The sequence below is a fragment of the Microbulbifer echini genome (genome assembly GCF_041447225.1).
GTDB lineage: Bacteria > Pseudomonadota > Gammaproteobacteria > Pseudomonadales > Cellvibrionaceae > Microbulbifer > Microbulbifer echini.
This window is the reverse complement of record NZ_JBGMEL010000002.1, coordinates 305,412-326,891: the sequence shown is the minus strand read 5'-3', so window position 1 is coordinate 326,891 and position 21,480 is coordinate 305,412. Positions and strand designations below refer to the sequence as shown.

Annotated in this window: 17 protein-coding genes; 3 read left to right on the top strand and 14 right to left on the bottom strand. The window is 57.5% G+C overall.

Annotated features, from left to right (window positions below; genetic code table 11):
• The first annotated feature begins 2 nt into the window (after positions 1 to 2).
• Positions 3 to 3,083: a DUF6531 domain-containing protein gene (locus ACCI51_RS03635; protein WP_371842632.1), complete on the top strand. Its 3,081-nt coding sequence runs from the start codon at positions 3 to 5 to the stop codon at positions 3,081 to 3,083.
• 84 nt (positions 3,084 to 3,167) lie between these two features.
• Positions 3,168 to 4,190 carry a succinylglutamate desuccinylase/aspartoacylase family protein gene (locus ACCI51_RS03630; RefSeq protein WP_299580724.1) on the top strand — a complete coding sequence of 341 codons (1,023 nt, stop codon included), beginning with the start codon at positions 3,168 to 3,170 and terminating at the stop codon, positions 4,188 to 4,190.
• Positions 4,191 to 4,196: 6 nt separating this feature from the next.
• Here ACCI51_RS03630 and ACCI51_RS03625 read toward each other — a convergent pair whose 3' ends face one another.
• From ACCI51_RS03625 to ACCI51_RS03565, 13 genes are all read right to left on the bottom strand, one after another.
• Positions 4,197 to 5,417, bottom strand: a complete 1,221-nt coding sequence (locus ACCI51_RS03625; protein WP_371842631.1) for a lytic murein transglycosylase — start codon at positions 5,415 to 5,417, stop codon at positions 4,197 to 4,199.
• Between the two features lie 169 nt (positions 5,418 to 5,586).
• A complete protein-coding gene (gene trhA / locus ACCI51_RS03620; protein ID WP_299580718.1) occupies positions 5,587 to 6,240 on the bottom strand; it encodes a PAQR family membrane homeostasis protein TrhA in 654 nt (217 codons plus the stop codon).
• Between the two features lie 143 nt (positions 6,241 to 6,383).
• Positions 6,384 to 7,706 (bottom strand): adenylosuccinate synthase, encoded by a 1,323-nt coding sequence (locus ACCI51_RS03615; RefSeq protein WP_371842630.1) that lies wholly within the window; start codon positions 7,704 to 7,706, stop codon positions 6,384 to 6,386.
• Positions 7,707 to 7,833: 127 nt separating this feature from the next.
• Complete coding sequence (locus tag ACCI51_RS03610) at positions 7,834 to 9,027, bottom strand: ATP phosphoribosyltransferase regulatory subunit (protein ID WP_299580712.1); 1,194 nt, start codon at positions 9,025 to 9,027, stop codon at positions 7,834 to 7,836.
• A 188-nt stretch (positions 9,028 to 9,215) separates the two neighbouring features.
• A complete protein-coding gene (gene hflC / locus ACCI51_RS03605; RefSeq protein WP_299580709.1) occupies positions 9,216 to 10,088 on the bottom strand; it encodes a protease modulator HflC in 873 nt (290 codons plus the stop codon).
• An 11-nt stretch (positions 10,089 to 10,099) separates the two neighbouring features.
• Positions 10,100 to 11,242: an FtsH protease activity modulator HflK gene (gene hflK / locus ACCI51_RS03600; RefSeq protein WP_299580706.1), complete on the bottom strand. Its 1,143-nt coding sequence runs from the start codon at positions 11,240 to 11,242 to the stop codon at positions 10,100 to 10,102.
• 155 nt (positions 11,243 to 11,397) lie between these two features.
• Positions 11,398 to 12,729 carry a ribosome rescue GTPase HflX gene (gene hflX, locus ACCI51_RS03595; RefSeq protein ID WP_371842629.1) on the bottom strand — a complete coding sequence of 444 codons (1,332 nt, stop codon included), beginning with the start codon at positions 12,727 to 12,729 and terminating at the stop codon, positions 11,398 to 11,400.
• Positions 12,730 to 12,862: 133 nt separating this feature from the next.
• Complete coding sequence (gene hfq, locus ACCI51_RS03590) at positions 12,863 to 13,147, bottom strand: RNA chaperone Hfq (RefSeq protein ID WP_299580699.1); 285 nt, start codon at positions 13,145 to 13,147, stop codon at positions 12,863 to 12,865.
• Positions 13,148 to 13,337: 190 nt separating this feature from the next.
• Positions 13,338 to 14,261, bottom strand: coding sequence for a tRNA (adenosine(37)-N6)-dimethylallyltransferase MiaA (gene miaA / locus ACCI51_RS03585; RefSeq protein WP_371842651.1), 924 nt, complete (start codon positions 14,259 to 14,261; stop codon positions 13,338 to 13,340).
• Positions 14,262 to 14,331: 70 nt separating this feature from the next.
• Complete coding sequence (mutL, locus tag ACCI51_RS03580) at positions 14,332 to 16,203, bottom strand: DNA mismatch repair endonuclease MutL (protein ID WP_371842628.1); 1,872 nt, start codon at positions 16,201 to 16,203, stop codon at positions 14,332 to 14,334.
• Between the two features lie 56 nt (positions 16,204 to 16,259).
• On the bottom strand, positions 16,260 to 17,570 hold the full coding sequence (locus ACCI51_RS03575) for an N-acetylmuramoyl-L-alanine amidase (RefSeq protein ID WP_371842627.1): 1,311 nt from the start codon (positions 17,568 to 17,570) through the stop codon (positions 16,260 to 16,262).
• 55 nt (positions 17,571 to 17,625) lie between these two features.
• A complete protein-coding gene (tsaE, locus tag ACCI51_RS03570) occupies positions 17,626 to 18,117 on the bottom strand; it encodes a tRNA (adenosine(37)-N6)-threonylcarbamoyltransferase complex ATPase subunit type 1 TsaE (protein WP_299580690.1) in 492 nt (163 codons plus the stop codon).
• Positions 18,117 to 19,598 (bottom strand): NAD(P)H-hydrate dehydratase, encoded by a 1,482-nt coding sequence (locus ACCI51_RS03565; RefSeq protein WP_371842626.1) that lies wholly within the window; start codon positions 19,596 to 19,598, stop codon positions 18,117 to 18,119. Before ACCI51_RS03565 ends, tsaE begins: the two co-directional genes overlap by 1 nt.
• A gap of 132 nt (positions 19,599 to 19,730) precedes the next feature.
• Between ACCI51_RS03565 and queG the strand changes: the two genes are divergently transcribed.
• The gene (gene queG, locus ACCI51_RS03560) at positions 19,731 to 20,837 is read left to right on the top strand and encodes a tRNA epoxyqueuosine(34) reductase QueG (protein WP_371842624.1); all 1,107 of its coding nucleotides are present in this window, start codon (positions 19,731 to 19,733) and stop codon (positions 20,835 to 20,837) included.
• 30 nt (positions 20,838 to 20,867) lie between these two features.
• On the opposite strand, the gene orn is transcribed toward queG, so the two are convergent.
• On the bottom strand, positions 20,868 to 21,410 hold the full coding sequence (gene orn, locus ACCI51_RS03555; RefSeq protein WP_299580681.1) for an oligoribonuclease: 543 nt from the start codon (positions 21,408 to 21,410) through the stop codon (positions 20,868 to 20,870).
• Positions 21,411 to 21,480: the final 70 nt, after the last annotated feature.

Sequence of the window (21,480 nt, the reverse complement as noted above, 5' to 3'; positions counted from 1 at the left end):
GAATGACACCGGAACGTCTTACCCAGCTGGTCCCCAACCTGCTCAAAGTTCTCAGCCCTCCTACCACCTCCTTCCCTCAAGGAAGTCCAGCGGCGGCCTGCCGTTGGCTGGAGGCAATTCGAGAGCTACCCGAAGCCCAGCTCCCAAGCGAGAGCGCCCAGGCCTTATGGCCCGAGCCACCGGCCATCGATGTCAATGCCTTTACCATTGCCTGCGCGCCTGAGGTTCAACTCTTGCCAGGCATCGGCGAAGGCCCAGTCCTCTTTGTTAATACCGCGGGTGTCAATCCGCAGGGCTCCTATATTCCACCTCTTACACACTGTCACCGGATTAAAGATCGAGTGACCACAGCGACTGGTGAACTGAGCTTTGAACAAGTAGATCTCACCATTCCCGGCCCATTACCGTTTGAGTGGAAACGCTTCTATCGCTCAACAATTAGCGAGGACTGCGGAATAGGTGCGGGCTGGCGCCATTCGCTGAGCGAACAGCTCATGGTGCAGGATAACAAGGTAGAACTACACACCGCTGAAGGCCGCCGGGTGCAGTTCCAATTACCCGCCATAGGGCACGGCTGCTACAACCGCTTCGAGCGACTGCTCCTATTTCGGCAGAGTCTGCACAGTTACCGGCTATCCGCTCTCAACGAACCGCATAAAATTTTTCGTGCCGACGGTGTCAACAGCGCCCTGCCACTCACCGAGATCCGCGATCAATTCGGCAATGCGCTAACAATCGATTTCAGCGAGGGACTACCCAAAAAAATTGTCAGCTCCTGGGGACGGGTACTGGATTTTGAAACCCGAGGTGGCCGTATTGGAAAATTGGTTAACAACCACGCTCCCGACGACCAACGCCAGCTGTGCGCTTATGAGTTCCAGGGGGGGGTACTTATAGAGGCTAACAGTAACCGCGGCCTGGAGCACTATAGCTATCACGACTTATCCCTTGTGCGGGCACACAGCGGAGCAAACGGCGATTTCCAGTTTGAGTACGACCACCAGGGGCACTGCCACAGGCTTATACAAGGCGATTCAGAAACCCTATTAAGTTGGCAAAACACCCTGGGAAATTGCCAGGTGGAAACTACCGATCGCGACCCTCAGCAGCTGCACTTTAACCAATTTGGACAGCTTACCGGCGAGCGAAAGGGTCCGTGTAAACAAAGTTGGCTGTACGATTTCTATGGCAATATGTGTCAGCACATCAGCGAGGATGGGCAACGCACTTACCTGCGCTACGATGAGTTCGGACGCCTGCGGCGCACCACCCGGGGGAAGAATAGTAACCGCTACCTCTATGGAGAAGACGGCTATCCTCTAGCTGTTCTGCTCAATACACAGCAAACCTGGCGCTACCATTTCAATGATAGGGGGCGGCCGCTGGCAATTATTGATCCGGAACAACAAGAGTGGAAATTCCACTACAGTGAGCGCGGCCTACTCACGCAGATCACCGATCCCGAGGGGGGAAGCGTGAACTTCAGCTGGGACGGCCAGGGCCAGCTACAAACCGTGCGCAGAGGAGAGCAACAGTGGAATTTTGAGTACGACCATTGGCAGCGTCTGACTGCGCTGATTGTAAATGGGGAATCCTGGCGCGTATGGCGTTACGGTCCCACGGGCGAGCTGCGCGAATCTCATATCGGCACCTACCAATACGGGATAGATTACACTGAGCGCGGACAGCCCCACGCCATCCATGCCAGCAATAGCCAGAGCCTGCAATGGGAGTACGATAATAGTGGGCGTATTTGCCAGATTCATTTTGCCGATGGCAACCAATGGGCCCTGCACACCGATACCCAGGGTCAGCTAACCCACCTGCAAACATCCAGCGGGGATTACCGCTGGCAATACGATGGGTTAGGCCAGCTGGTAAGCCAGCAGACGCCTGACAATCAGCTCCTCAGCTGGAATTACCATATTGATGGCCGCCTCAGCGAATATAACGATAACGACTGCCGCTGGTATTTTCACTACAACGGCAGTGGCTGTATTACCAGCATACGCAATAACAACGGCCAGATTAGTGAGTTTCACTACGATGCACACGAACGCCTGATACAGGCTAACAATTTACACTCCTCAGTGCGCTTTAAATACGACCGGCGCAGCCGGATTATCGCTGAGAACCACGACAGCAGCGACGTGCGCGATTTCAGTCTGAGATACCAGTACGACTCGCGCGGCTGGCTAAAAAGCGCGAGTTCCGACAACCTTGATCTAGCCTATACTCTCACGCCCTGCGGGGCACTGTATGGCATAGATGCCAATGGCGAGCCGGTACTGCGCACCGAGTTCAATGAAAAAAGCGCCATTCATGTACAGGGCAATGTACGCAGCACTTACAAACACCAGTTTGGGCGCCCCAGCGCTCTAGAGAGCGGCCTCGCTCTCGCCTGGCAGTTCGACAAGCACCCCCCATTACAACTCACTGCCCCCGCACGCTCCAGCGGGTTTACCCAGGCGCAAATCGAAAGAGATAAGCGCGGCAACGTAATCAGTGAGCAACAAATTCCGGGCCGCAGAGATTACCAATATCAATATGATGGCTGGGGACTGATGAGCACGGCAGAATGTAGCGATTTCAAGACTTATTTCCGCTATGATCCTTTCGGGCGCCGTCTGAGCAAAACTTGTACTCACCGCAAATCAACACGCCAGCGCCGAGTCACCACCAGCTGGAGCGGCCTGGGTATCTGGGCAGAGGCCCATCACGTCGATGGTAAATCACGGGGTATCGGTCACTGGATCACCCACCCACTGAGCGGGTCCATCTTGTGCCACTGGAGTTCCGGCCGCTTTGAACATTACCACGCAGACCCTACGGGTAAGCCACTGGCCATCTTTGATGCGCAGGGCACTGTGCAGTGGTCGCAGGGAAGTGATGCCGAAGACAGTGCCGGCAGGGGGTTCGGACAGACTCCGGGCCCCTGGCGAGGCATTAATTTGATTGCCGATATCGAGACCGGTCTCTGGTACACCCCCTCAGGATATTGGAATCCGGCCCTGCATATCTGGCTGAATGGCTCGGGAATTTTCTCCCACAGCACATCCGATGTGCCTCTGGCCATGCTCTGACCTCCTCGCGGAAGCCCAAATCGCGGCCCATCAGGGCCTGCGCCCCCCCCCTTTCTATGAATCGAGTAATTGCGTAGAACAATCATGCAAGAAGGCCTGGACTTTGAAATCGGCGGTATCACGGTGGCCAAGGGAGAATCCCGGCACATCGACCTGCCAGTGGTGAGCCTCTACACCAACACGGAGATGGCTATTCCCGTCTATGTGCAGCGCGGTAAACGCGAGGGCCCCACAATATTTGTATGCGCGGCCGTGCACGGAGATGAGTTAAACGGCATTGAGGTGATCAGCCGCCTGATCCAAAGCCGAAGCCTTAAGTCTTTGCGCGGCACTCTCATCGCCGTACCCATGGTCAATGTCTACGGCGTGCTCCAGCACACCCGTTACCTGCCCGACCGCCGCGACCTAAACCGCAGTTTTCCCGGTTCCGCCAAGGGCTCCATGGCAGCGCGTATGGCCCATGTATTCCTGCGGGAGATAGTGGCCAAATGCGACTATGGTATCGACCTACACACGGGAGCCGCACATCGCAGTAACCTGCCGCAAGTGCGCGCCAACCTCGACGATGACACTACCCGCGAAATGGCCAAAGCTTTCGGCGTGCCGGTCCTGCTCAACGCCTCGATCCGCGATGGCTCCCTGCGACAGGCGGCTGCGGATCGGGGGGTGCGTGTCTTGCTATATGAGGCTGGCGAGGCCCTGCGCTTCGACGAACTGTGTATACGCGCAGGTCTTAAAGGGGTCACCAACGTTCTGCGGCATCTGGGTATGCTGCCCGCGAGGCGCAGGCGCAACCCGATAGAACCGTTTATCGCCCGTAGAAGTGGCTGGCTGCGCGCCGGGGACAGTGGTATTGCTACCCACCTAAAAGCGTTGGGCGATCAGGTCTATAAGGGCGACCTACTCGCTACCATAGCCGACCCCTACGGCAATGAACTCGACCAGGTGCGCAGTAACGGCGAGGGTATCATTATCGGCAAGCAGAACATCCCCTTAGTACAAGAGGGTGAGGCGATGTATCACATCGCCTATTTCCAAGAATCGCAGGAGGTGGTGGATAACCTCGAGTTATTACAGGATAGCCTGCTCCCAGATGAAAATTTTTAAGGGCCTCTACTGCTGCTGGAGTAACTCCAACACTTCCTTGCTGGGGAAGCCCTGAACCTCTACACCGGCGCGCTTTTCGAATGCCCGGATGGCCTTGCGGGTACCCGGTCCGGCCTTGCCATCGATTTCGCCGCTGTAAAAACCCTTTTGCTTCAGTAGTTTTTGCAGCTGCTCGACCTGACCGCTCTCGAGGGGAGTAAAGGGGCGATTCCAGTCCTTTACCAGAGGCGGGCCCCCAGCAATCCGATCGGCAAGAAGGCCTATTGCGGTAGCGTAGCGATCTGAGTTGTTGTAACGCTTGAGAACAAAGAAGTTCTTAAACACCAGGAAGGCCGGACCGTTACGCCCATCTGGCAACTTAAGCTCGGCTATGGCTTTTTTGTTCGGGTACGGCTTGCCGTTGGCCCGTTTGACTCCAAGCTTTTCCCACTCCGCAACGGTCAATTTGCCTCCGGGCATTTTGCGCGCGGGGATGGAGACTTCATAGCCCCAGGGCTTGCCCTTCTGCCATCCATTGCTGGACAAAAGATTAGCCGCGGTGGCCAGGGCATCGGGCACAGAGTTCCAAATATCACGCTTGCCATCGCCATCAATATCCACAGCGTAGGCTTGGTAGCTAGTGGGGATAAACTGAGTGTGTCCCATGGCACCGGCCCAGGAGCCTAGCAGGTGCTGCCCTTCAACGTCACCGGCCTGCAGTATTTTCAGGGCCGCAAGCAGCTGCTGTCGTCCAAATTTCTTACGCTGCGGATCTGCGTAGGCCAGAGTCGCCAGGGAGCGAACTACGCTGCGCATCACTTTCTCGTTACCGAGAATGCCACCGAAGCTCGATTCTACCGACCAGATCGCCAACAGGATATTCGGGTCCACACCAAAGCGCTTCTCGATCTTATCCAGCCAGGATCCCATCTTTTCCTTTTCCTGCTGGCCCCGCAGGATGGCGCGTTTTTGCACCCGGTTATCAAAATACTGCCAGACTGGCGCCTTGAATTCCGGCTGATAACTGGCCCGATCCAACACCCATTGGTCCGGGGAGGTAACCCCCTGGAATGCTTGGTCGTAGACCTTCGGCGAAATTCCATTCTTAATGGCGGTTTTGCGGAACTCCTGCACCCACTTTTCGAACGCCGGGTCCGGCTTATCGGCAGCCTGAGCCCCCAGTGTAAACAGGGTTAGGCAGAGGGTGAGGAAATACAATAGCGTGGGGAACCTGTGCAATCTGCGCATGGGAGTACCTTTGACACGACATTTCGCTCGCACAAGGTTAGGACGAGCCACTCTCTTCTGAAAGGCGGATTTTCCAAGGGTGACACCCACCCGATCAGTCATTAATGAGGACATCGGAGCCGAAGGGAAGTTCTGACGCTAAGTTGATCTTGTGATCAAGGCCACAAAATCAGGGAATCACGTAAAAGAGCACGGCAAAGAAGTGCAGTATGCCGCCGGCCAGCACAAACAAGTGCCAGATCGCATGATGGAAGCGCAGACTGCGCCATAAGTAGAAAGCGATACCCCCGGTGTAACAGAGTCCGCCCAGGACCAGCAGCCACAGACCACCGGTTTCAAGACTATTCGCAAGCGGCTTAATCGCAGCGATAACAACCCAGCCCATCAGGGCACTGAGCGTTATTGAAAGCGCGCGAATCTTTTTCAGAGGGGTGAATTGGATAACCAATCCGAGTAGCGCCAACCCCCAGATAATCCCAAACAGCCACCAACCCCAGGGCCCGCGCAGGGTAACCAGGGTAAAGGGCGTGTAAGTCCCGGCAATCAGGAGGAATATCGAGGTGTGATCGAGGGTCCGCAGAATTTCTTTGGCACCGATGTGGCTGACCGCGTGATACAGGGTCGAGGCGAGGAAACAGAGAATCAGCGTGGAGGCATAGACACTAGAGCTGACGATATGCCAGGCATCCCCACGCAGTACGGCAAAACCAATAAGAACACCGAGGCCGGCAATAGCCAGTACAGCTCCGATACCGTGGGTTATGCTATTGGCGATCTCTTCAGCAAAGCTATAGCGGTTGGCAACGGAAACGGATGCGGTCATAAATTGGCCCGATTAAATTTTGGTTCTGAACGGCCTCAAAAGCCACTCGACCGATAATTTGTATCAAGTCTAATGATCAGAGGCCTCACTAAAAATAGCAAGGCCAGGATCAGACCGGCTATTCACAACCGCTCCATTACCACTTATTCACTCGCGTTGTGAATTCCCATTTCACACAATGCCGAGGAGGCGCGGACAATAGTCTCATTGCGATCGGGACCAGTAGAAACGATATCTACCGGCGCGCTCACCAACTCCTCAATACGGGCGATATAGGCCTTGGCATTAGCAGGTAGGTCCGCCTCGCGACGCACACCAAAAGTGTTGTCGCTCCAACCCGGCATGGTCTCGTATACGGGCTCGACATTTTCCCAACCAGCGGCATCGAATGGCACCGGCATTTCTTCTCCCGCACTATTGCGGTAGCCCACACAGATCTTCACTTCCTCGAGGCCATCGAGCACATCCAGCTTGGTCAGGCACAAACCCGAGATACTGTTGATACGAATCGCGTGGCGCACAGCGACTGCATCGAACCAGCCAGTACGGCGCTGGCGACCGGTGGTGGCACCGAATTCGTGCCCTTTCTCGCCCAGGTGACGGCCTACTTCGCAGTCGAGCTCAGTGGGAAAAGGACCACTACCAACGCGAGTGGTATAGGCCTTGGTAATACCCAACACATAGTCCAGATACAGAGGGCCAAAACCGGAGCCCGTGGCAGTGCCACCAGCGGTGGTGTTAGAGGACGTGACAAACGGGTAGGTACCGTGATCGATATCCAGCAGGGAGCCCTGGGCGCCCTCGAACAGAATATGCTCGCCCTGCTCTCGGGTCTTGTGCAAATGATCGGCCACATCGGTCATCATTGGCAGCAGCTGCTCACGCCAAATTTGAGCTTGCTCCAGGGTGTCCTCGTAGCTGACTGGATCGACTTTGTAGTATTGGGTCAGGGCAAAGTTGTGGTAGTCAATCAGTTCCTTGAGCTGACTACAGAAGTTCTCCCAGTTGCACAGATCGCCCAGACGCAAGCCGCGGCGGGCAACTTTATCTTCATAGGCGGGGCCGATGCCGCGGCCAGTGGTGCCAATCGCCTTGGCGCCGCGCGCCTTCTCACGGGCTTGGTCCAGTGCTACGTGCACCGGCAGAATCAACGGACAAGCTGGGGAAAGACGCAAACGCTCGCGCACAGGTACGCCGCGCTCTTCCAGTTCCGCCATTTCCTTGAGCAATGCTTCCGGAGACAGTACCACGCCATTGCCAATCAAACAGGTTACGCTGGGGCGCAGGATACCGGAGGGAATCAGGTGCAGTACGGTTTTCTCACCATCGATCACCAGGGTGTGGCCGGCATTGTGTCCGCCCTGGAAGCGCACCACCAGAGAGACCTGTTCGGTCAGCAAGTCGACAATCTTGCCCTTGCCTTCATCGCCCCACTGGGTACCCAGTACTACTACGTTCTTGCCCATCTGTATCAATCTCTAACTCAGGTTTCGTTCTGCGAGAAGCCCGGAGGCCCCTACATCAAAGGATCTTGCGGAGTTCACCGCATCAATATAGGCGCATAATCGGCACATCCGCTGCACCCGCCTCTGTTCAGTCCCGGGGCTTGACCACCCAGGAATCGCCTTCCAACACCAGCTCGCGATCACAGCGCGAGTGGAGATCGCTTTCCGCGCTATCGGAAAGCGTGGCGATCACCACCTCTCCCCGCTTGCGCAGCTCGTCAACTTTGCGCCAAAGCTCGGCCCCTTGCGGGCCACTCACCTCTGGAGCGAGTATGGCTCCAGCAGTGGCTGCCATACCGCTACCGAGGGTATTGAGTGCCACCAGATCACTACTAAAGCCCGTTGCTGGGCGGTCCCGACCAAATACCGCACCAATACCGTTGTAGCGGCCACCATTGGCAAGCGCTTGGCCGTGGCCTGGAGTGTAAGCGGCAAAAACCAGTCCGGTTTCGTAGTCGTAACCACGCACTTCACTCAAATCAAAAAAGAACTTCACGGCCGGATAGCGCTGCCCCAGGGCCTCGGCTACCCGCTGCAAATCCGACAGCGCACTCAGTAGCGGTTGCGGTGCCTCTGACAGCAACACTCGCGCTCGTTCCAGGCAGTCGAGTCCACCGGCGAGGCCGGGCAAAGCCAGCAACCAGGATGCCACCTGGGGGTCATTAATATTTTGCTCCACCCAACTGTGCACATCGGCACTTGCCTTGCTCTGCAACAGGGCGGACAGCGCTTCCCGCTCGGTTTCGCTCAGGCCGGCCGTCTCTGCGAGGCTGCGGTAGATAGCCACGTGGCCGAGATCCAGATAAATGTTCTCTATCCCGGCAGCCTGGAGGCTCTCCAGCATCAGGGACATAACTTCGATATCCCCACTGAGGCTGTCCACACCAAACAGTTCCGCGCCTATCTGTATCGGCGCGCGTGAGCCCATGGCGGTCCGCGGTCGGGTGTGGAGAACTTGGCCTGCATAGCACAGGCGATTGGCTCCTGCGCGTGGGAAACTATGCGCATCAATACGCGCAGTTTGCGGAGTAATATCGGCGCGAATGCCCAAAGTGCGCCCAGAAATCTGATCGGTGACTTTAAAAGTACTCAAATCGAGATCATGCCCCATACCAACCAGTAGGGACTCGGTGAATTCCAACATAGGCGGTATCACTAACTCGTACCCCCAGCAATGGTAGAGGTCCAGCAGTCGGCGGCGCAAAGTTTCGACCTGGATGGCACCCGCGGGCAAAATCTCCGCGATGCCATCCGGCAGCATCCAACGATCGGCTTGAGTCATGGTGAAACGAACTTTTCAGAGTTAACGGGGTGCATCAGCTTCCACAAAAAAACCGGGCGAGGCCCGGTTTGCGTGATTTTAGCACCAACTGCCGGCAGGAAGGTAGGGCTGTCGCAAGGACAGCCTCGACCTCGGGCAAACAGCGGGAGACTACCGATAATCCGCTGCCATTTGCCCTGCTGGCTGGTTTATTGCCCTTTGGGATCCTTCAGATAGCGGAAAAATTCACTATCCGGGTCCACCAGCAACATATCGGATTTGCTCTGGAAAGACTCTTTATAGGCCTGCAGGCTGCGGGTAAAGCGATAGAACTCGGGGTTCTTGTTGTAGGCTGAGGCATAAATAGCCGCGGCCGTTGCATCACCAGCACCGCGCAATTCTTCCGACTGGCGGTAGGCTTCAGACTCAATCACTACTCTCTGACGATCGGCGTTGGCCTTGATACGCTCACTGGCCTCCTGACCTTTGGCGCGGTGATCTCGCGCTTCCAGCTCACGACCGGCGCGCATACGCTGGAACACCGATTCAGAAACTTCCGGCGGCAGGTCGATACGCTTCACGCGCACGTCGATCACTTCCACACCCAGATTCTTCTGCGCAATCTGGTTCAGGTTCTTGGTGATTTCTGCCATCAGCTCATCGCGCTCACCACTGACCACTTCGTGTAGATCGCGCACACCAAACTGGTTACGCAGGCGATCGTTAATCTGTTCGGACAACAGACGTACCGCATTGCGCTCATCGCCACGGGTAGCAATATAAAACTTGCTCACGTCGGAGATACGGTACTTAGCGTACGAATCCACCATCATGAACTTGTTTTCGCTGTTGAGCATACGCACCGGACTAGAATCCACTGTCTGGATACGCGCATCAAACTTGCGCAGCCTCTCGGCGAAGGGGATCTTGAAGTGGAGTCCGGGCTCGGTATAGGTGCGCACCAGCTCACCAAAGCGCAGCAGTACGCCCTTTTCCGTCTCCTTGACGACAAAGGCACTGGAGGTAACCAGCAGGATACCTAGCAGTAGTACGACAATAATTCCCAGAGTTTTGTTGTTCATTCTATCACCTCCTAGCGAACAGTCTGGCTGCGGCGGTTGCTGGCAGCATCCTGGCGCAGGCGCTCGACGATCCGCTGGTAGACCTCCTCAATCACGACCGGGGAGGTGTCTTTACGCTGGCCTGATTGGGTAGTGCCCTCTTGCGTCAACTTGTCGAGCGGCAGGTACATCATGTTATTGCCACCCTCGACATCCACCATGACTTTGGAAGTGCTGGTCATGACTTGCTGCATCGCATCCAGATAGAGACGCTCTCGGGTCACTTCGGGCGCACGCTCATATTCGGCCAGCAGCTTTTCGAAACGCACCGCCTCACCGCGAGCACTCTCGACAACCTGGGCCTTGTAGCCTTCAGCCTCTTCGATAATGCGCTGAGCCTGACCGCGAGCCACCGGAATTACCTGGTTGGCGTAGGCCTGGGCTTCATTTTGCAGGCGGACCTCGTCCTCGCGGGCCTTGGTCACATCATCAAAGGCATCCTGAACTTCACGGGGCGCCTTGGCGTCGGTCAAGTTGACCACGTCGACGAGGATACCGGTCTGATAAAGGTCCAGATACTCCTGCAGGCGTTTCTGGGTATCGGTGGATACCTGGGTACGATTCTGGGAAATAACACCGTTGAGGGTCAGGGAACCGACTACGTGGCGCAGGGCACTATCGGTAGCTTCCTGCAGACTCTTCACCGGATCGCGAACACGCAGCACATAGGACTCTGCATCACCCACCTGCCACTGCACGGTCAATACCACTTCAACAATGTTCGCGTCTTCGGTCAGCATCTGCCCGGTGGTGCGCTCGGTACGCACCTCGGTCATGTTGACCTTGGTGACACTGTCGATCAGCGGTGGGTTCCAGTGTAGGCCGGCGGACTCTGTAGAGTGGTATTTGCCCAGGCGCAGCACCACCGCCTGTTCGTTCGCGTTGACCTGGTAAATTCCCAGCCCCGCATATATTAAAACCGCAACAACAATCACCAGCATCCAGGGAAAGTTGCCGGTCCCCGTGCTGGGGCTACCGCCAAACAACCCACCAAGTTTCTGCTGAATTTTGCGAAACAGCTCGTCGAGGTCCGGCGGACCATCGTTATTGCGGTTGCCACCGCCACCGCCCCAAGGGTCTTTGCCGTTATTACCACCCGGTTCATTCCAGGCCATTTACATTACTCCAACTCTGATCATTTAAGCTTTAACTCCGGCGGATTCTAGCACTCCCCGCCGGTAAATATTGCCGCCAGACTTCTGCTGGAGGCAAGTTTGTCGCAATCACAGCCCCTCGGGCTGTATGAAATCGTGTCCACAAGCGGATTAGACTAGGATTCCCACCACTCGATATCTCCGCTGGTTTCCTCTTCCGGCTGCCATTCAGGCGCCTCATCATCGCTTAAAAATGGGGCGAGCAAACGCTGGAAATCACTGCGCGGTAACAGCAACTGCAATGCACAGTCTCCATTATCCCGGTAGTGCTCGCTCTGCACAGCATTAATCTGGTAGAGCTGGGCGCGTAGGCGCGACTGTTGCGGCTTCACCACCAATCGTCCAGATACCATCTGCTCGCCCAGGCGCTCGGCGATCGCCTCCACCAACAGATCACAGCCCACACCGGTCACAGCGGATAGCCATACCGCACGCGGTACACCCTCCTCATCGCGATCGATACGGGGCTCGCAATCGGCGAGCAGATCAATTTTGTTGTACACCAGCAGTTGCGGCAGGTCCGACGCACCGATCTCCTCGAGTACAGTCTGCACTTCTTCCATCAGGTGCAGGCGGTTCTCCGCGGCGGCATCCACGACGTGCAATAGCAGGGTGGCCTGGGCCGCCTCTTCAAGAGTTGCACGAAAGGCCTCCACCAGTTTATGCGGTAGGTGTGAAACAAAACCCACCGTGTCTGCAAGAATCATGGCGCCGACATTGGGTAATTCAACCCTACGCATGGTCGGATCCAGTGTTGCGAATAATTGATCGCGCACATAAACATCGGCATCGGTGAGCCGATTAAACAGAGTCGACTTGCCCGCATTGGTGTAGCCCACCAGGGAAACCGTGGCCACTTGCGCGCGGGAACGTGCGCGCCGGCCCTGCTCCCGCTGACGACGGACTTTTTCCAGGCGCTTCTCGATAGAATCGATACGCGCGCGCAAAAGGCGGCGGTCGGTTTCCAGCTGGGTTTCACCCGGTCCGCGCAGACCGATACCACCTTTCTGGCGCTCCAAGTGGGTCCAGCCACGCACGAGTCTGGTGGCCATATGGCGCAACTGCGCCAGTTCCACCTGCAACTTGCCCTCATGGGTGCGCGCGCGCTGGGCAAAAATATCCAGGATCAGGCCGGTGCGATCGAGCACCCGGCACTCCAATTCGCGCTCTATATTGCGCTCCTGGCTGGGGGAGAGGATGTGATCGAATATCACAAGCTCCGCGCCCTGCTCCGTGACTACCTGGCGAATCTCTTCCAGTTTACCCCGCCCAACAAAAGTTTTCGGGTCCGGACTAGCGCGCTGTCCAAAGATAAAACTGACCGGGTCTGCTCCAGCAGAGAGGGCCAGTTCCTCGAATTCGCGAGGGTCGTCGGGGCTGTCAATAGCGGAGAGCTCTAGGTGTACCAGCACCGCCAGTTCACCGGATTCCGGTCGATCGAAAAACAATGGGAAATCTCTATATGAGGAAACGGGCGCCCACCCGGCTCCCAGATTGAAGTGGCAGCCGAAAACCCGGATCGGGTTCACTCGGCTGCTAGCGCCCCGGAATTGGGGCGCGAGTCTCGTTAGCGCGACTCAATCAGCTGAAAGATTCGCGCTCACCACCTTCGCCATTGCCTTCGCCACCCGGTTGCGCGGCCGGATTCAGCAGCGGAACACGCACAGCGCGAGAAGGAACAACAGTGGAAATAGCGTGCTTATAAACCATTTGACTGACGGTATTTTTGAGTAACACCACAAATTGGTCGAAAGATTCAATTTGCCCTTGGAGCTTGATGCCGTTTACCAAATAAATAGAAACAGGGATACGCTCTTTGCGCAGTACATTGAGGTAAGGGTCTTGTAAGCTATGCCCTTTTGACATCTTTTTTCTCCTTGTCAAAAAGCTGAATGCGGTATGCAGGCCGCAATCGTATCCGCGAAGTGCGCGGATCAAAGAACGACTGAGGTCGAATACGCGTATAAGTAGTGTAGTAGCGAGCCGGGAAAGGCCGACCCTATGTAAACTGACTGACTGAGCTTGTCGTTTTTTAGCCCAACCACGTTATGGATGCTCAAGCGAGAAATTTCAAGGCTTCCGCCAATATTTCGTCATTCTCCCGCACCCCGCCCGCACTGTCCTGAGTGTACAAAATTTCCAGCTCTGGCCAGCGCCGCAACCACGTCAGCTGACGCTTGGCCAGCTGTCGTGTCGCGGCAATGCCCGCGGCAACCATCTCATCATAGTGACAGCGCCCATCCAGGTACTGCCAGACTTGACGATAGCCCACCGCGCGAATCGCCGGCAGGTCTTCATGCAGGTCTCCACGTTCGTACAAACCGCGTACCTCCTGTACAAACCCGGCCTCGAGCATACGCTGGAAACGCAGCTCAATACGCTGGTGCAGCAGTGATCTATCCTGGGGCATTATCGCAAACTGATTTAGCTGATAGCGTTCCTGCACCCCGCCCCCAGCCTGCTCGCGCCGCAACTGCGACAGAGGCACACCAGTCAGCCGGTAGACCTCCAGCCCCCGCTCGATACGCACCGAGTGATTGGGATGCAGCTCCGCCGCCAACTCCGGATCCACCCGTGACAGCTCCGCGTGCAGGGCGGGCCAGCCCTCGCGCTCGGCACGCGCCTCGATATCGGCGCGTAGCTGTGCATCGGCCGCTGGCAATTTTGCCATTCCCTCCAGGAGAGAACGGAAATACAACATAGTTCCGCCAACCAGTAAAGGGATCTTACCGTTTGCGCTGATTTCGTCCATAGCCGCCAGGGCCTCTTTGCGAAAACGACCGGCGGAATAAGACTCACTGGGGTCGCAAATATCGATCAGCCGGTGAGGATAACGGGCCAACTCCTGCGCACTCGGTTTGGCCGATCCCAGATCGAGGCCGCGGTAGACCAGAGCCGAATCTACGCTGATCAACTCCACCGGCAGACGATCCGCCAGCGCCATGGCCAAATCTGTTTTACCCGATGCCGTGGGGCCCATCAGAAAAATTGCGCGGGGTTTGCCGCCCGGCGTGCTCTCGCTCAAATCACCACCTACTTCCACGACGCGGTTACTGGCCGCGCATAAACCACTTATCCATATCCGCCAGTTTAACCTGGGTCCAGGTCGGGCGGCCGTGATTGCACTGGCCGCTGCGTTCGGTGCGCTCCATATCCCGCAGCAGCGCATTCATTTCCGGCACCGTCAGGCGGCGGTTGGCTCGGACTGAACCGTGACAGGCCATGGTGCCGAGCACTTCGTTGATACGCTCACCGATACGCTCACTATCACCCTGTCCGAGCAGGTCCGACAGCACATCGCGCACCAGCTGCTCCACCTGAGCGCCGTGCAACATAGTGGGCACCTGGCGCACCAGTAGGGTTTCCGGCCCCGCGCGCTGCAGCACAAAGCCGAGCGCAGTAAACACCTCGCTGCGCTCTTCAAAACAGTCCGCTTCGCGCTGACTCACGGCCAGGCTTACCGGCACTAAAAGGGGCTGAGCCTGAATACCACCGGCGGCATGAGCCACCTTCATCTGTTCATAAACAATGCGCTCATGGGCCGCGTGCATGTCCACTACAATCATGCCCAGCGCATTTTGCGCGAGGATATAAATACCGTGTAGTTGGGCCATAGCGAAACCCAGCGGCGGTATGTCTTCCCCGCTGGCTGCGGGCATTGAAGGGGCAACTGGAGCCGCAACATGGGCCTCAACCAGCGATCCGGTGGGCTCGGCAATCCCCGCCGGTTCACGGTAGGGCTGGTGAAGAGCGCCGTAAGTATTCATCTGCTGCTGAAGGTTCGCCGGGGAGGGGCGGTTGCTGAGCGGCATTTTGTGTTGGCCGGCAAACTCACCCGTCTGAATACCACTTGCCCGCTCTCCCGTCTCAGCCTCTCCTGTATCTACCTCCGCGGTGCCCTCTTCCCGCTGCCCTGGGCGCACGTCCGCCAGAGCACGGTGCAAACTGCCAAACAAGAAGTCGTGCACCAGACGGCCATCGCGGAAGCGCACCTCGTGCTTGGTGGGGTGCACATTCACATCCACAGACGCCGGGTCCAGCTCCAGGTAAAGAACAAACGCCGGGTGGCGGCCGTGATACAGCACATCGGCATAGGCGCGACGCACCGCGTGGCTCACGACCTTGTCGCGAATGGCACGGCCATTGACATAAAAAAACTGTAAGTCGGCCTGGGAGCGCGAGAATGCCGGCTCAGCCACCCAGCCCCACAGACGCAATCCGCTGCGCTCCACATCAATATGCAGGGCATTTTGCATAAACGCCGGACCGCATACCTGGGCCACGCGGCGCTCCATCTCTACACGACCGCTGCCCGCACGCAGGTTGTGCACCCCCTTGCCATTGTGGCGCAGGCTGATGGAGACATCGAATCTAGACAGTGCCAGGCGTTTAATGGTGTCGTCGATACGGTTAAATTCGGTCTTTTCGGTGCGCAGGAATTTGCGCCTTGCGGGCGTGTTAAAGAAGAGGTCGCGCACATCCACGGTGGTGCCGCGGGGATGAGCAGCCGGGGCCAACTGCGCCTGCATATCGCGGCCCTCGGCACTCACCTGCCAGCCCTTGCCACTCTCATCGCGGCTACTTGTAAGAGACAGGCGCGCCACCGAGGAAATACTGGCCAACGCCTCGCCGCGAAATCCCAGAGTAGCCACCGCCTCCAGATCCTCCAGCGCGTGTATTTTTGAGGTGGCATGGCGTGCCAGGGCCATTGGCAGATCTTCGCGCTCGATTCCCTTGCCGTTATCGTGCACCTTCATGCGCTTGATACCGCCGTTGTCGATATCCACTTCCAAGCGCGTAGCACCGGCATCGAGACTGTTTTCCAGCAACTCCTTGACAACCGAGGCAGGCCGTTCGACCACCTCACCGGCGGCAATCTGGTTGGCGAGACGGGGCGATAATTGCTGGATACGTTCGTGCATGATTCTGGCCTGTTAACGCTGATATGACCGGCCTGGAAGGCAGTAAAACTTGAGGGTTATCCCGAGGGGATGCTCAGGGTCTGACCCACTCGAATGACAGAGTTTTTAATCCCGTTGGCGCTCATCAAGGCTGCCACGGAGATATTATACCGCGCGGCGATCCCGGACAGGGTCTCACCACGGGCGATCACATGGCGCCGCGACTTGGTGTGCTGATTGGCCGCCAGCCAGGTCCCCGCAGGGGGGCGGCTGCTGAAGTAGGCCACTATACCTTCGCTGAGTTTTTCTGCCATACGTTGCTGAAATTTGGGGTCGCTCAACCGTCGGGATTCGTAGGGGTTGGTGATAAAGCCAGTCTCCACCAGAATTGAGGGCACATCCGGGTTGCGCAGCTCCGAGAAGTTAGCCTGCTCCACTTTCTTTTTATGCAGGTGGGTAAAACTCCCCAGCGAGCTTAATACACTGGCACCAATATCCAGGCTGGCATTCATCGTGGCGGTCATCGATAGATCCAGAAGTACCCCGGCGAGGGTGTCGTCCTTGTCATCCAAGCTCAGATCTCCGACACCGCCGATCAGGTCAGACTCGTTTTCCCGCTGAGCCAAAAAGCGCGCAGTTTCACTGGTGGCGCCGCGTGAGGAAACCGCATAGACACCGGCCCCGCGAGCTTCCTTGCGCGTAAAGGCATCGGCGTGAACCGAAACATACAGATCCGCACGCATTTTGCGCCCTTTCTTTACCCTCTGCCGTAGGGGAATGAAGTAATCGCCAGTTCTCACGAGCTTCGCGCTGAAGCCCCGCTCGCGCTCAAGCGCCCTTTGCAGTTTGCGCGCAATCGCCAGTACGACATCCTTCTCCCGCAGTCCCCCGGGGCCCAGGGCCCCCGGGTCTTCCCCGCCGTGACCAGCATTTACAGCGATCACGATATCCCGCTCGGTGCTCACCTCCTGTAGGGTTTTCTCCTTGTTCTCAGTCTTGTCATAGAGGTCGAGCACAAGGCGGTCCGGCAGCAGCTCGTGGCGGCGCAGGGCGAAACTGCGTGGATTGATTTGCTGTTTGAGGTCGAGCACCACTCGCAGGTCTTTCTTGTTGTGGCGGGCGTGGCGCACCTGGGCAATAGGCGTATCCTTAAGGTCCAGTTCGCTCAGCTGTGCTTGCAACTTGGTATCGGCAATATCCACCACAACCCGGTGCGGGCTGCTCAGGGTAAACAGTTTGTGCTCCGCCGGACCACTCAAGTCAAAAACCAAGCGCGTGTGGTCTGGTGCACGCCACAGGCGCACCCCCTCCACTTCCGCCGCCTTCAGGGGCAGTATGATTGCCAGCCCGAACCCCCAGGCCACCAGCGAGTACCACATCCTACTCATCACTTCCCAACCCTTTCACTTTTTTATCCCGCTTCCCTGAATCCAGGTCTATCCGCTACTTTTGCAACATCTTTACCAGCGTGTGGATCACCGCACTGCCCTGTTTGGAGTGCGCTTCCAGCAAAAGCTGGCGGCCGCTATCCGGGACGCCCAAATCCAACTGCAGATCTGGCTCTGGCAATACGCCGACGCCTCGCTCGGGCCACTCCACCAGGCTCAGGCTGTGCGCGGCAAAATAATCCCGCACCCCCATAAATTCCAATTCCTCGGCATCGCCTAGGCGGTAGAGGTCAAAATGATAAACTCGTTGCGTACCGAGCTCGTAGGGTTCCACCAGTGTGTAAGTGGGACTCTTCACCGCACCCTGGTGCCCAAAAGCCCTTAACACACCCCGACAAAACGTAGTCTTGCCGGCACCCAGCTGGCCATTCAAGTAGAGGGTTAGGCCCCGTTGCAGGCCACTGGCCAGGCAGGCGCGACCCAGCGCTTCACCGCTGGCCACCGTCGCTTCTTCGTCCCTTAAATACAGTTTCAGTTCACTCGCCATCAGTCCACCAATCGTCGAATCCAGGGCAATAAATCGGTAGCCAACAAACCGCGCAGCCCCTCTTCCGCGGCGCGATCCCCCGCTTCGCCGTGCAGCCAAACCGCTAGGCGCGCGGCTTCCACCAGTGGCAAGTGCTGACCGATCAGCGCCGCAACTATCCCGGTAAGCAGGTCGCCCATACCCCCGGACGCCATACCCGGATTGCCGCTGTTAATCAGGTCGACACCGCCATCGTGGGCAACCAGGGTACCCGCGCCTTTAAGTATCACCACCCCACTGAATTTCTGCTGAACTGCCACCGCTGCGGCGCGGGGGTCGGCCAGTACTTCCTTTGTGTCGCAACCAAGCAGGCGCGCTGCCTCGCCCACATGTGGGGTCAGTACCCAGTCATCACGCTTTACTCCTGCGAGCACCCGCCCACCGGCGAGGATATTCAGCGCATCGGCATCCACCACCAGCGGCACCTGCGCGCGGCCGGCCCGAGCCAACAACTGCTCGCTCCAAGGGGAACGCCCCAGGCCTGGGCCCACCGCAATGACATCCGGTCCCTCGAGCAGCGGTTCCAGCTCCTGACCGGAAATCACCGAGTGTGCCATTACTTCCGGGCAGCGGGTCAGAGCAGCGGTGAGGTGCTCAGGGCGGGTTGCCAGAGATATCAAGCCGGCGCCACAGCGCGCGGAAGATTGCGCAGCCATTAACACCGCGCCACCAAAGCCGTTATCGCCGCCCACGACCAGGATATGCCCGAATAGATTTTTGAAGCTGTCCACAGGACGGGCTGACAGGCGCTTAATACTGGTAGCCGAATAACGCTGCACCAGAGGCTGCAGTGCCTGCTGAGCTGATACCGGCGCACCCAAATCTGCAAAAATCACCTCACCGCAAAGGGCCGGGCCGCGCCCACAATAGAGCCCCAGCTTGCGCCCGATAAAAGTCACCGTCATGTCCGCCTGAACCGCCAGCTCGGCGCAGCCACTATCGGCATTCAAGCCCGAGGGAATATCCACAGAGAAAACGGGACCGGGGCTTTTCCGAATTCGTTCAATAGCATGACCTACATCCGGGCGCAGCTCACCGCTAAATCCCGTTCCCAGCAGCGCATCCACGATCAGGGTGTCCCCATCCGCACTGTCCAGCTCGGTGAGAGAGTTCAGCACCTGTACCCCTTCCCGGCACGCGTACGCATGGGCCTCACGCGCATCGCCCTTCAACTGCACTGGGTCGACACAGGCAAAAACCGTGACGGGGATTTTCTTCTGCGCAGCCAGGGCCGCGATTACATAGCCGTCGCCGCCATTATTGCCACCACCACAAAAAACCTGGATGCGACCGATATCGCCCCAGCGCCTGTGCAGGTGCGCAAAGGCCGCACGGGCGGCGCGCTTCATCAACTGAATAGAGGGAATTCCCAGTGCTGCGATGGTTTGTCGGTCGAGTTCCCGTACCGATTCGGCACTGTACAAAGGTTGTGGCGTATCCATGCGGCTCCCGCAATATGGTGAAGATGTCATCTGTGGCAAAATGGACGATTGCATCGCCATCACTTGCTGACGGCAAAGTATACCGCCCCGGCCAGTCAATGTGCTTGCATGGGATATCGAGCCGCTTTATCTATGACCGAATCACTGCTCGCCGAATTAGCTGACCTGATCAAACTCTGGGGGCGAGAACTGGGTTTTCAGCAGGTCGGGATCACCGACTGCCAGCTGGAGGAGGACGGCGAGCGCCTGCGCGCCTGGATCGATAAAGGCTACCACGCAGACATGGAGTGGATGGGGGCTCACGGGGCAAAACGCTGGCGGCCGGAGCTGCTGGAAGAAGGCACCCTGCGCGCCATCAGCGTGCGCCTCGACTACCTGCCACCGGACACCCAGCCGATCAAAATACTTAAAGATTCCAGCAAAGCCTATATCTCGCGCTACGCCAATGGGCGCGATTACCATAAGTTGATCCGTAAACGCCTAGCCGCCCTGGCCAAGAAAATTGACGCTTTCTGTGCAGAGCGCGGTATCGAATCCAAGGGGCGCGCCTTCACCGACAGCGCTCCGGTAATGGAGCGTGCCCTGGCGCGCAAGGCCGGCCTGGGCTGGGTGGGCAAAAACTGCCTGCTGATCAATTCCAGGGCCGGCTCCTTCTTTTTTCTCGGTGAGATTTACACCAACCTGGCTCTACCGGTGGACAAGGGTGATTTTGCCGACGAGTGTGGCGACTGTGTGGCCTGCCTCAAAGTCTGCCCGACCGATGCCTTTATCAGCCCGCGCACCCTGGATGCGGGCCGCTGTATTTCCTACCTGACCATCGAAAACAAGGGGCCCATTCCAGAGGAGTTCCGCGAGCCCATCGGAAACCGCGTATTCGGCTGCGACGACTGTCAGACAATCTGTCCCTGGAATAAATTTGCCAAACCTACCGCTGAGCAGGATTTCCACCCGCGCCATGGCCTCGATAGCGGCGATCTGCTAGCGCTGTTTCATTGGAGCGAGGAAGAGTTTCTGCGCAAGACTGAGGGCTCGCCCATTCGCCGCATCGGCTACGAGCGCTGGCAGCGCAATCTGGCAGTAGGCCTCGGCAACGGCGAGGCCGGCGCCGAGGTTTTCGAAACCCTGGAGCAGGCACGGCAAACGGCAACACCTCTGGTGCAGGAGCACATCGACTGGGCCCTGGCGAGGCTGCGCAGTGGACGCAAACGCAAGCGTAAAATCAAGCGTGCAACCCAGTAGCCCCTCACCAGCAGAGGAGTAATCGGGCCCTCAACTGAGGCGAAAAAAGGTCTCACGATAGTGGCGCAGTTCTTCGATGGAATCGCGAATATCGTCGAGGGCCAGATGGCTACTGTGCTTTTTCACTCCATCCAATACATCCGGTCGCCAGCGCCTGGCCAATTCCTTTACCGAGCTCACATCCAGATTGCGATAGTGAAAGTAGGCTTCCAGGTACGGCATATATTTGACTAGGAAACGGCGGTCCTGACCGATAGAGTTACCGCACATCGGCGAGGCCCCTTCGGGTACCCAATGGCGCAAAAACTCCAGAGTCTCCCGCTCCGCCTCCCGCTCAGAGATGACCGATTCCTTCACTTTTGCGACCAGACCCGAACCACCGTGCTGTTCGGTGTTCCAGTCATCCATGGCATCGAGCAACTCATTACTCTGATGCACCACCAAGGCCGGGCCCTCAGCGAGGATATTGAGCCGGGAATCGGTCACGACTGTCGCAATCTCGATAATGCGCTCTTTTTCTGGATCGAGGCCGGTCATTTCCAGATCAATCCAGATCAGGTTGTTCTGATCCACAGCGGGTCTCCTCAAACTTTCCGCGCAAGTTACCGCAACTACCCGGCAATGGCTATAATCCGCCGCTAAT

What these genes read in the sequence shown, in the direction of transcription:
- ACCI51_RS03625 (WP_371842631.1), bottom strand. Translation starts at nt 5,417, where the DNA reads ATGCGCAGATTGCACAGGTTCCCCACGCTATTGTATTTCCTCACCCTC.
- ACCI51_RS03615 (WP_371842630.1), bottom strand. Translation starts at nt 7,706, where the DNA reads ATGGGCAAGAACGTAGTAGTACTGGGTACCCAGTGGGGCGATGAAGGC.
- hflK (WP_299580706.1), bottom strand. Translation starts at nt 11,242, where the DNA reads ATGGCCTGGAATGAACCGGGTGGTAATAACGGCAAAGACCCTTGGGGC.
- ACCI51_RS03610 (WP_299580712.1), bottom strand. Translation starts at nt 9,027, where the DNA reads ATGACTCAAGCCGATCGTTGGATGCTGCCGGATGGCATCGCGGAGATT.
- hfq (WP_299580699.1), bottom strand. Translation starts at nt 13,147, where the DNA reads ATGTCAAAAGGGCATAGCTTACAAGACCCTTACCTCAATGTACTGCGC.
- tsaE (WP_299580690.1), bottom strand. Translation starts at nt 18,117, where the DNA reads ATGGCGAGTGAACTGAAACTGTATTTAAGGGACGAAGAAGCGACGGTG.
- ACCI51_RS03575 (WP_371842627.1), bottom strand. Translation starts at nt 17,570, where the DNA reads ATGAGTAGGATGTGGTACTCGCTGGTGGCCTGGGGGTTCGGGCTGGCA.
- queG (WP_371842624.1), top strand. Translation starts at nt 19,731, where the DNA reads ATGACCGAATCACTGCTCGCCGAATTAGCTGACCTGATCAAACTCTGG.
- mutL (WP_371842628.1), bottom strand. Translation starts at nt 16,203, where the DNA reads ATGCACGAACGTATCCAGCAATTATCGCCCCGTCTCGCCAACCAGATT.
- miaA (WP_371842651.1), bottom strand. Translation starts at nt 14,261, where the DNA reads ATGGGCCCCACGGCATCGGGTAAAACAGATTTGGCCATGGCGCTGGCG.
- trhA (WP_299580718.1), bottom strand. Translation starts at nt 6,240, where the DNA reads ATGACCGCATCCGTTTCCGTTGCCAACCGCTATAGCTTTGCTGAAGAG.
- ACCI51_RS03565 (WP_371842626.1), bottom strand. Translation starts at nt 19,598, where the DNA reads ATGGATACGCCACAACCTTTGTACAGTGCCGAATCGGTACGGGAACTC.
- hflC (WP_299580709.1), bottom strand. Translation starts at nt 10,088, where the DNA reads ATGAACAACAAAACTCTGGGAATTATTGTCGTACTACTGCTAGGTATC.
- ACCI51_RS03635 (WP_371842632.1), top strand. Translation starts at nt 3, where the DNA reads ATGACACCGGAACGTCTTACCCAGCTGGTCCCCAACCTGCTCAAAGTT.
- ACCI51_RS03630 (WP_299580724.1), top strand. Translation starts at nt 3,168, where the DNA reads ATGCAAGAAGGCCTGGACTTTGAAATCGGCGGTATCACGGTGGCCAAG.